Source organism: Terrabacter sp. FW104-15G4B, assembly GCF_058790095.1.
On sequence record NZ_JBYTCI010000051.1, the window covers coordinates 1 to 11,950 of the forward strand.

Consider the following 11,950-nt stretch of genomic DNA (forward strand, 5'->3'; position numbering starts at 1 on the left):
GTAGGACGCAGCCGGACACACTTTCAGACAAACCCCGCCGGGTGACCGGCGGGGTTTGTCGCATTTCCGGGCCATGACCGGTGAATGTGCTCCAGGCCGATCGGCGCTGCGTGCGCCAGGGTCTAGGCTTTCCTTCGTGCCTGAACTCATCGCCTCCCCCACGCGCATCCCCGTCCCCGGCGGCAAGGTCATCGACGAGCACGTCGGTGCCGTCAACACGCCCGACGCGGCCTTGCAGTCGTCGGTCTCCGTCGCACGGATGGTGGCCCCCGCAGGGTGGTCGGAGCCGTTCCAGACCCCTGAGTTCGACGAGATCACCCTCGTGCTGGCTGGCACCGTCGTCGTCGACCACGACGGCGGATCACTCGAGGTGCAGGCCGGCCAGTCGGTGCTGACTCGCGGGGGAGAGCGCATCCGCTACTCGTGCGGTCCCGAGGGCGCCGAGTACGTCGCCGTGTGCCTGCCCGCGTTCAGCCCCGACACGGTGCACCGAGACGACGACGGCGACCAGGACGGCACCGGGACGACCGCATGAGCGACGACGTGCTGCTCGCCGCACCCAAGGTGCTGCTGCACGACCACCTCGACGGTGGCCTACGGCCGCAGACCGTCGTGGAGCTGGCGTCCGAGAGCGGCTACCAGGGTCTCCCCGAGACCGACGCGACGGCCCTCGGGGCGTGGTTCCACGAGAGCGCCGACTCGGGATCGCTCCCGCGCTACCTCGAGACCTTCGACCACACGCTTGCCGTCATGCAGACCCGTGAAGGCCTTTTCCGCGTTGCGAGCGAGTGCGCCCAGGACCTCGCCGCGGACGGCGTCGTCTACGCCGAGAGCCGTTATGCGCCCGAGCAGCACCTGACCCATGGGCTCACGCTCGAGGGCGTCGTCGAGGCCGTCAACGCCGGTCTACGGGACGGAGAGGCCAAGGCTGCCGCGGCCGGCCACCCCATCCGGGTGACGACCCTGCTGACGGCCATGCGGCATGCGGCGAAGTCGACCGAGATCGCCGAGCTCGCGATCCGCTACCGCGACGAGGGCGTCTCGGGCTTCGACATCGCCGGCGCCGAGGCGGGCTACCCGCCCACCCGGCACCTCGACGCCTTCGAGTACCTCCGGCGCGAGAACTTCCACTTCACCATCCACGCAGGCGAAGCGTTCGGCCTGCCGTCGATCTGGGAGGCCATCCAGTGGTGCGGCGCCGACCGCCTCGGCCACGGCGTCCGCATCGTCGACGACATCACCGTGGACGGGTCGCCCTTCGGTGAGTGGATCGAGGGCCACACGGACGACCATGACGCCCTCACGACGCTGGAGCTCGACCGGGTGCGCCTCGGCCGGCTGGCGGCATACGTCCGCGACAAACGCATCCCGCTGGAGATGTGCCCGAGCAGCAACCTGCAGACCTCCGCCGCGCCCTCGATCGCCCACCACCCCATCACCCTGCTGCTGCGCCTGCGCTTCCGCGTCACCCTCAACACCGACAACCGCCTGATGAGCGGGACCTCCATGACGAGGGAGGCCACGTTGCTGCACGACGAGGCCGGCTGGGACGTCGGCGACCTGCGCTGGGTGACGATCAACGCCATGAAGTCGGCCTTCATCCCGTTCGACGAGCGCCTCGCGCTCATCGACGACGTCATCAAGCCGGGCTACGCAGCGGTCGGCTACGAGACCGCGCCTCACGGCTGAGCAGCGTCAGTGCGACCGCCGGGACCGCACGCGAGCGAGCTCAGTTCTGCCCGGTCGCGGCTGCGACCGCCGCCTCCACGTGCAGTCGCGTCGTCGGGAAGACCGGCACGTCCGAGTCCGACTGGTCGACGAGCAGCTCGATCTCGGTGCAGCCGAGGATGATGCCCTCGGCGCCGGCGGCCACGAGTCGCGCGATCACCTCGCGGTAGGCCTGCCGGGACTCCTCGGTGACGACGCCGAGGCACAGCTCGTCGTAGATCACTCGGTGCACGACGGCGCGGTCGGTGGCGTCAGGCACGAGGACCGTCAGCCCGTGGGCGGCCAGGCGGTCCCGCAGGAAAGGTTGCTCCATCGTGTAGGCGGTCGCGAGCAGTCCCACCTGTCCGATCCCGGCAGCCCGGACGGCTTCGGCCGTGACGTCGCCGATGTGGAGCAGCGGGATCGAGATCGCAGCCTCGAGCTGCGGGGCGACCTTGTGCATCGTGTTGGTGCACAGCACCAGGAGCTCGGCGCCTCCGGCCTCGAGCCCGACCGCGGCCGCGACCAGCAGCGCACCGGCGTCGTCCCACCGGTCCTCGGCCTGGCAGCGTTCGATCTCGGCGAAGTCGACGGAGTGCAGCAGCAGCCGGGCGGAGGAGAGGCCTCCGAGCTGCTCACGCACGAGCTCGTTGGCGAGGCGGTAGTACGCCGCGCTCGACTCCCAGCTCATCCCGCCGAGCAGGCCGATCAGCTTCATGACGCCGTCGTCGCCACGAGCAGCGCGCTGAGCTCGGCCTCGGCCTCGCGCGGGTGCACGCACCGGGCCCCGTGCGCCTGGGCCTCGGCCACGACGCGGGGTTCGTCACGCCACAGCGCGAGCCCACGGCGCATCAGGATGTGCGCTGGCTTGCGCCGTTCGGACAGGTCGCGGACGAAGCGGCGCGCCGCCGTCAGGGAGCGGTTCTGGCGCACGCACAGGGCGTCCGCGAGCAGGCCTTCGCTCTGCAGCCGCTCCACGAGGCGTCCAGCGAAGAGGCCCTCGGCGAGGACGTAGTCGTCGGGCTCGGCGTGCAGCAGGTGGCGCCCGGTGACGGCGGATGCACCGATGTCGTAGACGGGGACCTCGACCCTGCCCTCGTCGACGAGCCGGCCCAGGGCCTCCACGGCCGAGTCGGCGTCCCACGAGTCGGCGTGGTCCCAGTCGGGGATGCCGAGCGGGGAGCGCGGCAGCCGCGGGTCACTGGCCTCGAGGTAGAAGTCGTCGAGCCGGACGACCGGCCAACCGTGACCGGCGCTCAGCCGCTCTGCCAGGCGGCTCTTGCCGGCCCCGCTCGGACCCGTCAGCAGGATGACCCGCCGGCGGTCGCGGCGCGAGCGGCCACCCTCCGCGGGTGCTTCGGGCTGCACCGAGGCCACCTCGTCTCCTGGTGTCGAGGGCTCAGAGGCCCTTGGGGTGCCAGACGGTCTTGGTCTCGACGAACGCCCGGATGCGGCCGAGGCCGGGGTCGGCGTTCCAGTCGGGCTCGACCGGGGCGCCGTCCTGCAGCATCGGGCGGAACACGCGCTTGAGGTTGCCGGCGGCCTCGGCCTCGAGCGTCGCCCAGTCGACGCCGTCGGCGCCGGCCACTCCGGTGAGGTCGATCGCGTTGACGTCACGGTGGGCGGCGAGCCACGTCGCGACCTCGCCGGTCTTCGCCGTGATGAGGTTGACGACACCGCCCGGCACGTCGGACGTCGCGAGCACCTCGCTGAACGTCACAGCGGGCAGCGGCCGGTTGGCGGACGTCACGACCACGGCGGTGTTGCCGGAGGCGATGACCGGGGCCACCACCGAGACCAGACCGAGCAGCGAGGAGCGTTGCGGCGCAAGGACGCCCACGACACCGGTCGGCTCTGGGGCGGACACGTTGAAGAAGGGGCCGGCGACCGGGTTGAGGTTGCCGAGCACCTGGGCGATCTTGTCGGTCCACCCGGCATACCAGACGACGCGGTCGATGGCGGCGTCCACCAGCGGGCCGGCGGCGCGCGCCGAGAGGCCCTCGCTCGCGGCGACCTCCTCCACGAACTGCGCGCGGCGGCCCTCGAGCACCTCGGCGACGCGGTAGAGCACCTGACCGCGGTTGTACGCCGTGGCGCCGGACCAGCCGGGCAGCGCGGCCCGAGCCGCCACGACGGCGTCCCGGACGTCCTTGCGGGAGCCCATCGCGGCGTTGGCGAGGAACTCGCCCGTGGCCGAGACCACCTCGTAGGAGCGGCCTGACTCGCTGCGCGGGAACTTGCCCCCGATGTAGAGCTTGTAGGTCTTGCGCACGTCGAGGCGGCTCATCGGGCGGCTCCCGTCAGGGTCGAAGGGGCGGTCGAAGGGGCGGTGGTCACGTACGCCTCGAGGCCGTGCCGGCCGCCCTCGCGGCCGTAGCCCGACTCCTTGTAGCCGCCGAACGGCGACGTCGGGTCGAAGCGATTGAAGGTGTTGGCCCAGACGACACCGGCCCTCAGGTGGTCGGCCATCCAGAGGATGCGCGAGCCCTTCTCGGTCCAGACGCCGGCGGAGAGGCCGTAGGCCGTGTTGTTGGCCTTGGCGACCGCCTCCTGCGGCGTGCGGAAGGTCAGCACCGACAGGACCGGGCCGAAGATCTCCTCGGTCGCGACACGGTGGGTCTGCGAGACGCCGGTCAGGACCGTCGGGGGGAACCAGTAGCCCTTGGTGGGCAGGGTGCACTCGGGGCTCCAGCGCTCGGCGCCCTCGGCCACCCCCGCCTCGACGAGTGAGGTGATGCGGTCGAGCTGGGCCTTGCTGTTGATCGCGCCGAGGTCGCTGTTCTTGTCCATCGGGTCGCCCACCCGCAGCGTCGCGAGACGGCGCTTCAGCCGGGCCACGACCTCGTCGTGGACGTTCTCCTGCACGAGCAGGCGCGAGCCGGCGCAGCACACCTGGCCCTGGTTGAAGAAGATCCCGCCGACGATGCCCTCGACCGCCTGGTCGATGGGCGCGTCGTCGAAGACGATGTTGGCGGCCTTGCCGCCGAGCTCGAGCGTCGCCTTCTTCGACGTGCCGGCGATCGAGCGGGCGATGGCCTTGCCGACCTCCGTCGATCCGGTGAAGGCCACCTTGTCGACGTCGGGGTGCTCGACGAGGGCCTGTCCGGTGCGGCCGTCACCCGTGACGATGTTGACGACGCCCGCGGGCAGCTCGGCCTGCTGGCACACCTCGGCGAAGAGCAGCGCCGACAGCGGCGTCGTCTCGGCGGGCTTGAGCACGACGGTGTTTCCCGTCGCGAGGGCCGGCGCGATCTTCCACGCGAGCATGAGCAGCGGGAAGTTCCACGGGATGACCTGACCGACCACGCCGTGCGGGCGGGGCACGTCGGCGCCCGAGGCGGACAGGCCGGCATACTCCAGCTTGTCGGCCCAGCCCGCGTGGTAGAAGAAGTGCGCGGCGGCGACCGGCACGTCGACGTCGCGGGTCTCCTTGATCGGCTTGCCGTTGTCGAGCGTCTCGAGCACGGCGAACTCCCGGGCGCGCTCCTGCAGGATGCGCGCGATGCGGAAGAGGTACTTGCCGCGCTCGGCGCCGCTCATCCGGCCCCAGACACCCTCGTAGGCGCGGCGGGCGGCGGCGACGGCCTTGTCGACCTCCTTGGGTCCGGCCTGGCTCACCTCGGCGAGGACCGTCTCGTCGGCGGGGTTGATCGTGGGGAAGGTCGCCTTCGGGCGCGTGAACGCGCCGTCGATGAAGAGGCCGTAGGACTTCTCGATCGTGACGATGGCGCGCGACTCGGGCGCGGGGGCGTACTCGAACTTCGGCATCAGGGTGTCTTTCGCGGTCGGTCAGTCGATCGTCACGTAGTCGGCGCCGGAGTAGGCGCCCGTGACGAGCTTCTGGCGCTGCAGGAGCAGGTCGTTGAGGAGGCTGGACGCGCCGAAGCGGAACCACTCGGGACTGAGCCAGTCGTCGCCGGCGATCTCGCTGACCATGACGAGGTACTTGATGGCGTCCTTGGTCGTCTTGATGCCGCCGGCCGGCTTCACGCCCACCTGGACGCCGGTCAGCTCGCGCCAGTCTCGGACCGCCTCGAGCATCACGAGCGTGACCGGCAGGGTGGCTGCGGGCTGGACCTTGCCGGTTGAGGTCTTGATGAAGTCGCCGCCGGCGAGCATCGACAGGTAGGAGGCGCGGCGGACGTTGTCGTAGGTGACGAGCTCACCGGTTTCCATGATGACCTTGAGGTGCGCCGCCCCGCAGGCCTGCTTCACCTCGGCGATCTGGTCGAAGACGGTGAGGTAGTCGCCGGACAGGAAGGCCCCGCGGTCGATGACCATGTCGATCTCGTCCGCGCCCGCCGCGACTGCGTCACGCGTGTCGGCCAGCTTGACGGCCAGGCTCGCCCGTCCTGAGGGGAAGGCCGTCGCCACGGCAGCGACGTGGATGCCGCTGTCGCCGAGCGCCGCCTTCGCGGTCGCGACCATGTCGCCGTAGACGCAGATCGCGGCTGGGCGTGGCGTCGTCGGGTCGAGCGCGTCCGGCACGAGGGCCTTGGCGCACAGCGAGCGCACCTTGCCGACGGTGTCGGAGCCCTCGAGGGTGGTCAGGTCGATCATCCCGATGGCGGCGTCGATGGCCCAGGCCTTGCTCGTGGTCTTGACAGAGCGGGTCCCGAGCGCAGCGGTGCGGGCCTCGCAGCCGACCTGGTCGACGCCCGGCAGGCCGTGCAGCCAGGAGGTGAGGGCACGGTTGGTCAGGCGAGACACGCCGAGGACGTCCCGCGCCTGCGCGGTGAGGTCCTGCGCGCTGAGCGTCGTGGTGCTAACTGTCACCACCGGAGTCTATCCGCCTGTCGAGTCGGGCCGTGACGCGTGAGAGAGTCTCACCGTGAGCCCAGATGTGTCGCAGCAGCCCGCCGACTCACCCAAGGACGGCAGCGGGCTGCGCGACGCCCGCACGTTGCGGCCGGGTTCGTCGGTCACCGTCGGTGTCATCGGCGGACTCGCGGGACTCGCGCTGCTGGTACCGGGACTGCTCACCGAGCCGCGCAGCTGGACGCTCATCTCGACCACCGTGCTGGCGCTCGTGCTGCTCTGGCTCTTCGTCGTGCGCCCCAGCGTCATCCTGCACGCCGAGGGCCTGCGAATCGTCAACCCGCTCCGGGTCGTCGACCTGACCTGGCCCGTCATCAGCGAGGTCCGCTCCCGCTGGGCTCTCGAGGTGGTGGCCGAGGGCCGCAAGTACACCGCCTGGGGCGTGCCCGCGGACCCGGGCCGGCCGAGGTACGGCCGCGGGATGCTGACCCCCGGTGCCAACAAGGTCCGGGGCAAGGGCACGACCGAGGCCCCCACGAAGTCCAAGGTGGAGGCCCAGGGGGTCGCCACGGAGGTCGAGGAGCGCATCGGCGCAGACCGCAGGCGCAAGGACGGCCGAACCCCGCGCATCGCCACCCAGGTCTGGGACCCCGTGGCCGTCGGCCTGCTGCTCGTCGCGACGGTCTTCTTCATCCTCGCCACGTTCGTCGCCTGAGTCTTCCGGCGCCAGCAGCCGTACGCATACGGCCTGCGTCCGCGCGCGCCACCTGCGCCGTGGGAAAGTGCCCACTTGAGGCCGTCCCCCACGTCGAATGGGCAGTTTCCCACCCCCGGGTTCGTCACCGCACGGTGGCGGGAGGCCGGCTCAGAGGGAGGTGAGGGTCTCCATGTCGGCGCGGACGCGGGCCAGGCGGGTCTCGGCCACGGCGCGGGACTCGCGAAGCGTCTCGGCGCTCGCGACGGGCTCGATGACCTCGAGGTAGACCTTGACCTTGGGCTCGGTCCCACTCGGGCGCACGATGATGCGCGACCGGTCGGCCAGGTGGTAGCGCAGCCCCTCGGTCGGCGGCAGGCCGCCGTCGCCCCGGGCCAGGTCGTCGGTGCGGGCGACGTCGACGCCTGACACCGCCCTCGGCGGCTCGGCGCGGAGGCGGCCCATCAGGGTGTCGCTCTGGGCTAGGTCGGCGACCCGGACCGAGAAGGAGTCGGTCGCGTGCACCCCGTGCTGCACCGCGAGGTCGTCGAGCAGGTCGGTGAGCGAGCGCCCCTGCGCCTTGAGGGTGGCCGCGAGCTCGGCGAGCAGCAGTGCGGCGCTGACACCGTCCTTGTCACGCACCAGCTGCGGCGCCACGCAGTAGCCGAGCGCCTCCTCGTAGCCGTAGCGCAGCCGGTCGACGCGGGAGATCCACTTGAAGCCGGTCAGGGTCTCCTCGTGGGAGAGCCCTGCGGACCTGGCGATCGACGCGAGCAGGCGGGACGAGACGATCGAGTTGGCGAACACGTCACGACGCGAGACGCCGCGCCGCACCACGTGGGCGCCGAGCAGCGCCCCCACCTCGTCACCACGCAGCATCCGCCAGTCACCGAGCGCCGGGTCGAGCACCGCTGCCGCGCACCGGTCGGCGTCTGGGTCGTTGGCGATGACGAGGTCGCAGCCGACCGCCCGGGCGCGGGCCAGGGCGAGGTCGATCGCGCCCTTCTCCTCGGGGTTCGGGAAGGCGACCGTCGGGAAGTCCGGGTCCGGCACAGCCTGCTCGTCGACGACGACGGGAGGGTCGAAGCCCGCCTGCACGAACGCACGGTGCACCGTGGCATGCCCGACTCCGTGCAGGCTCGTGTGGACGATGCTCAGCTCGCGCGGGGAGGACGGATCGACCACCGTCACCACCGCGTCGACGTACTGGTCGAGCAGGTTGTCGCCCAGCGTCTCCCACCCGTCGACGGCCCGCGGCACCTCGGAGACGCGCTCGATGCGGGCGATGTGCGCCGCGATCTGCGCGTCGGCCGGCGGCACGATCTGGCTGCCGTCACCGAGGTAGACCTTGTAGCCGTTGTCCTGCGGCGGGTTGTGGCTCGCCGTCACCATGACGCCGGCGTCGGCCCCCAGGTGGCGGATCGCGAACGCGAGGACCGGCGTCGGAAGCGGCTGGGGCAGCAGCAGCGCCCGGCCGCCGGCCGCCACCACCACGGACGCGGTGTCCCGGGCGAAGACGTCGGAGTTGTAGCGGGCGTCGTAGCCGATGACCACCGTGGGGGCGTCGCCCGCACGGCCCTCGTCCTTGAGGTATGCCGTGAGGCCGGCTGCCGCACGGATGACGACGCTCCGGTTCATCCGGTTGGGTCCGGCGCCAAGGGCGCCGCGAAGCCCAGCCGTGCCGAACTCGAGGAGCCCGGACATGCGGTCGGCCAGGTCCGCCGCAGCCGCCTCGTCACCGTCCGACGCGCGACGCAGGAGGGCGTCCAGCTCAAAACGCGTGGTGGGGTCGGGGTCGTCGTCGCGCCAGGCCCGGGCCGCGGCATACACCGCCTCGTTGCTCTCGGACATCACAGGCGCCCCACGACGTCGGCGAGCAGGCGGCCACAGCGGTCGGCCGCGGCGCGTCCGGCCTCCAGGACCTCCTCGTGGCTGAGCGGGCTCTGCGAGATGCCCGCGGCGAGGTTGGTCACGAGCGAGATGCCGAGCACCTCGAGGCCGCACTGGCGGGCCGCGATGGCCTCGAGCGTCGTGGACATCCCGACGAGGTCGCCCCCCAGCACCTTGGCCATCTGCACCTCGGCCGGCGTCTCGTAGTGGGGCCCGCGGAACTGGACGTAGACACCCTCGTCGAGGTCCGGGTCCACCTCGCGTGCGAGGTCGCGCAGGCGCGGCGAGTAGAGGTCGGTGAGGTCGACGAAGTTCGGGCCTTCGACGGGGGAGTGCGCGGTGAGGTTGATGTGGTCGCGGATGAGGACGGGGGTCCCGGGCGCCCAGTCGGGGTTGAGCCCGCCACAGCCGTTGGTCAGCACGATCGCCTCGCACCCGGCGGCATTGGCCGTCCGCACCCCGTGGACGACGGAGCGCACCCCGCGACCCTCGTAGAAGTGGGTGCGGGTGCCGAAGACGAGCGCGCGCCGGCCCGTGTCGCCGATCGCGACCGACCGCATGCTGCCCGAGTGGCCCTCGACCGCGGCCTGGTGGAAGCCCGGCACCTCGGCGTTCTCGACCGTGGCGAGCGTCTCACCGATGAGGTCGGCCGTCTGTCCCCAGCCGGAACCGAGCACCAGCGCGACGTCGTGGCGCGCGACTCCGGTGCGCTCCGCGATGACGGCGGCGGCGTCGGCGGCAACGTCGAAGGGGTCGGTCGAGGGGTCGCTGAGATCACGCGGGGAACTGGTCACGGTCAGGACTCTAGCGAGGTCGGTACCGCCCGGACGTCGATCCCCGACGCGTTCGGGGCCTGCCACCGGGGATGGTTGGATGGAGCACGTGATCACCCGTGAGACATCCGTCGTCATCATCGGCGGCGGCCCCGGTGGCTACGAGGCGGCCCTCGTCGCCGCGCAGCTCGGTGCGCAGGTCACCATCGTCGAGAAGGACGGCCTGGGCGGCGCCGCGGTGCTCACCGACTGCGTCCCGAGCAAGGCCCTGATCGCGACGGCCGACTACATGTCCGACTTCGAGACCGCCTCGCACCTGGGCGTCCGACTGCAGGACGACGACGGCGACGAGGTGTCGGACGCCGTCGCGCAGGCCCGCACCGTCAACGGCCGCATCCTCGAGCTCGCTGCCGCCCAGAGCGCCGACATCCAGGGCAGCCTCGAGCAGGTGGGCGTCACGGTGCTCCGGGGCACCGCGCGGGTGGCCGGACGCGACCTCGTCGTCGCCGCGCTGGCCGACGGCACCACCCAGCAGCTGCGTGCCGACGTCGTGCTCGTCTCGACCGGCGCGTCCCCGCGCGTCATGGACACCATGCGCCCCGACGGCGAGCGCATCCTCACCTGGCAGCAGATCTACACCCTCGACGAGCTGCCGGAGCGGATCGTCGTCATCGGGTCCGGCGTCACCGGCGCGGAGCTCGCGCAGGCCTACCTCGGGCTCGGCTCACAGGTGGTGCTCGTCTCCTCGCGCGACCGCGTGCTGCCCGGCGAGGACGCCGACGCAGCGACCGTCATCGAGGACGTGTTCCGCAAGCGCGGCATGGAGGTCCTCAACAAGTCACGCGCGGCGTCGGTGGAGCGCACCGCCGATGGCGTCGTCGTCACCCTCGTCGACGGCCGCACCGTCGAGGGCTCGCACGCGCTGCTCGCCGTCGGCTCGGTGCCCAACACCACGGGTCTAGGCCTCGAGGAGGCCGGTGTGGAGCTGAGCCCCTCCGGTCACATCCAGGTCGACCGCGTCTCGCGCACGAACGTCGGAGGCATCTACGCCGCGGGCGACTGCACCGGGGTGCTCCCGCTGGCGTCCGTGGCCGCCATGCAGGGACGGATCGCGATGTGGCACGCCCTAGGCGACGCCGTGTCGCCCCTCAACGTGCGCGGGGTCGCCGCCAACATCTTCACCGAGCCCGAGATCGCGACCGTCGGGATCAGCCAGAAGGCCGCCGACGAGTCCGCCGACGTCGAGTCCGTGACCCTGCCGCTCGCCCGCAACCCGCGCGCCAAGATGCAGGGGATCAACGACGGCTTCGTGAAGCTCTTCTGCCGCAAGGGCTACGGCACGGTGCTCGGCGGCGTCGTCGTCGCCCCCAAGGCCTCCGAGCTGATCTTTCCCGTGGCGCTCGCCGTGCAGAATCGGCTCGGTGTCGACCAGGTGTCGAGCACCATCACGGTCTACCCGTCGCTCTCCGGCTCGGTCGCCGAGGCGGCGCGCCAGCTGCACCAGTCCGACTGACGGTGGGCAGCGCAGCCGGTCCAGCGGCTGGATCCGCAGGGTTTGCACGCCCGTCAGCGCGTGTCGTCGTCGGTGGGCGCCCGCCGGTCACGCTCCCCACGCTCGAGCTCGGCGTGGCTCTCCTTCACTGCCCAGCGTTCGCGCCGCCGGCGGGAGACCGACTCGCGTAGCTTCTTCTGCAACGGGTAGACGACGGCCGCCACGACGACGAGGATCACCAGGTTCGTCCCGGAGAAGATCGGCGGCGCGGCGGTCGCACTGGGCAGGGTCGCAAGCACACCAGCAGTGTGCCAGAGGCGTACCGTCGGCTCCGTGGCGACGTCGTCGTCACCTCAGCGTGCCGGGCGCATGACGGCCGGCGCCGCTCAGCAGGTCGACCGTGGAGGCATACGTCGTGAGCGACTGGATCCAGAAGGCCAAGGACTTCGTCAAGGGGCACCCCGAGCAGGCCCAGCAGGGTCTCGACAAGGCCGAGGAGCTCATCAACCAGCGCACCGGGGACAAATACGCAGGTCAGGTGGACCAGGGCACCGACAAGCTGAAGGAGACCCTGGGCCTGCCGCCCGACGTCGAGGGCGCGCAGCCGCCCGCCTCACCGGAGCCCCCCGCCTCGCC

The 11,950-nt window shown here is 71.6% G+C and carries 13 protein-coding genes; 5 read left to right on the plus strand and 8 right to left on the minus strand.

The window, feature by feature from the left end:
• Positions 1–136 precede the first annotated feature (136 nt).
• Complete coding sequence (locus AC3WRT_RS20120; RefSeq protein WP_492725106.1) at positions 137–535, plus strand: cupin domain-containing protein; 399 nt, start codon at positions 137–139, stop codon at positions 533–535.
• Positions 532–1,689, plus strand: a complete 1,158-nt coding sequence (locus AC3WRT_RS20125) for an adenosine deaminase (RefSeq protein ID WP_492725108.1) — start codon at positions 532–534, stop codon at positions 1,687–1,689. The genes AC3WRT_RS20120 and AC3WRT_RS20125 overlap by 4 nt, the downstream gene beginning before the upstream one ends.
• 40 nt (positions 1,690–1,729) lie before the next feature.
• Here the strand turns inward: AC3WRT_RS20125 and AC3WRT_RS20130 are convergent, their stop codons facing one another.
• Genes AC3WRT_RS20130 through deoC form a run of 5 tightly spaced genes read right to left on the minus strand, consistent with a single transcriptional unit; the run spans position 1,730 to position 6,483 of the window.
• Positions 1,730–2,425 (minus strand): aspartate/glutamate racemase family protein, encoded by a 696-nt coding sequence (locus AC3WRT_RS20130; protein WP_492725110.1) that lies wholly within the window; start codon positions 2,423–2,425, stop codon positions 1,730–1,732.
• The gene (locus tag AC3WRT_RS20135) at positions 2,422–3,075 is read right to left on the minus strand and encodes a uridine kinase family protein (RefSeq protein ID WP_492725111.1); all 654 of its coding nucleotides are present in this window, start codon (positions 3,073–3,075) and stop codon (positions 2,422–2,424) included. The genes AC3WRT_RS20130 and AC3WRT_RS20135 overlap by 4 nt, the downstream gene beginning before the upstream one ends.
• A 31-nt stretch (positions 3,076–3,106) precedes the next feature.
• Positions 3,107–3,994 (minus strand): aldehyde dehydrogenase family protein, encoded by an 888-nt coding sequence (locus AC3WRT_RS20140; RefSeq protein WP_492725113.1) that lies wholly within the window; start codon positions 3,992–3,994, stop codon positions 3,107–3,109.
• The gene (locus AC3WRT_RS20145; RefSeq protein WP_492725115.1) at positions 3,991–5,475 is read right to left on the minus strand and encodes an aldehyde dehydrogenase family protein; all 1,485 of its coding nucleotides are present in this window, start codon (positions 5,473–5,475) and stop codon (positions 3,991–3,993) included. The genes AC3WRT_RS20140 and AC3WRT_RS20145 overlap by 4 nt, the downstream gene beginning before the upstream one ends.
• Positions 5,476–5,496: 21 nt before the next feature.
• Positions 5,497–6,483: a deoxyribose-phosphate aldolase gene (gene deoC, locus AC3WRT_RS20150; protein ID WP_492725117.1), complete on the minus strand. Its 987-nt coding sequence runs from the start codon at positions 6,481–6,483 to the stop codon at positions 5,497–5,499.
• Positions 6,484–6,538: 55 nt separating this feature from the next.
• Here deoC and AC3WRT_RS20155 point away from each other — a divergent pair, with 55 nt between their 5' ends.
• Positions 6,539–7,180 carry a PH domain-containing protein gene (locus AC3WRT_RS20155; RefSeq protein WP_492725119.1) on the plus strand — a complete coding sequence of 214 codons (642 nt, stop codon included), beginning with the start codon at positions 6,539–6,541 and terminating at the stop codon, positions 7,178–7,180.
• 150 nt (positions 7,181–7,330) lie between these two features.
• On the opposite strand, the gene AC3WRT_RS20160 is transcribed toward AC3WRT_RS20155, so the two are convergent.
• Together AC3WRT_RS20160 and AC3WRT_RS20165 are read right to left on the minus strand one after the other, a co-directional pair.
• Positions 7,331–9,010: a phospho-sugar mutase gene (locus AC3WRT_RS20160; protein WP_492725121.1), complete on the minus strand. Its 1,680-nt coding sequence runs from the start codon at positions 9,008–9,010 to the stop codon at positions 7,331–7,333.
• Positions 9,010–9,843, minus strand: a complete 834-nt coding sequence (locus tag AC3WRT_RS20165) for a purine-nucleoside phosphorylase (protein ID WP_492725123.1) — start codon at positions 9,841–9,843, stop codon at positions 9,010–9,012. The genes AC3WRT_RS20160 and AC3WRT_RS20165 overlap by 1 nt, the downstream gene beginning before the upstream one ends.
• A gap of 79 nt (positions 9,844–9,922) precedes the next feature.
• Here AC3WRT_RS20165 and AC3WRT_RS20170 point away from each other — a divergent pair, with 79 nt between their 5' ends.
• On the plus strand, positions 9,923–11,335 hold the full coding sequence (locus AC3WRT_RS20170; protein WP_492725124.1) for an NAD(P)H-quinone dehydrogenase: 1,413 nt from the start codon (positions 9,923–9,925) through the stop codon (positions 11,333–11,335).
• 53 nt (positions 11,336–11,388) lie between these two features.
• On the opposite strand, the gene AC3WRT_RS20175 is transcribed toward AC3WRT_RS20170, so the two are convergent.
• A complete protein-coding gene (locus AC3WRT_RS20175; protein ID WP_492725126.1) occupies positions 11,389–11,613 on the minus strand; it encodes a hypothetical protein in 225 nt (74 codons plus the stop codon).
• A gap of 116 nt (positions 11,614–11,729) precedes the next feature.
• On the opposite strand from AC3WRT_RS20175, the gene AC3WRT_RS20180 reads away from it, so the two are divergent.
• A partial coding sequence (locus AC3WRT_RS20180) for an antitoxin (RefSeq protein ID WP_492725128.1) occupies positions 11,730–11,950 on the plus strand: 221 nt, incomplete at its 3' end.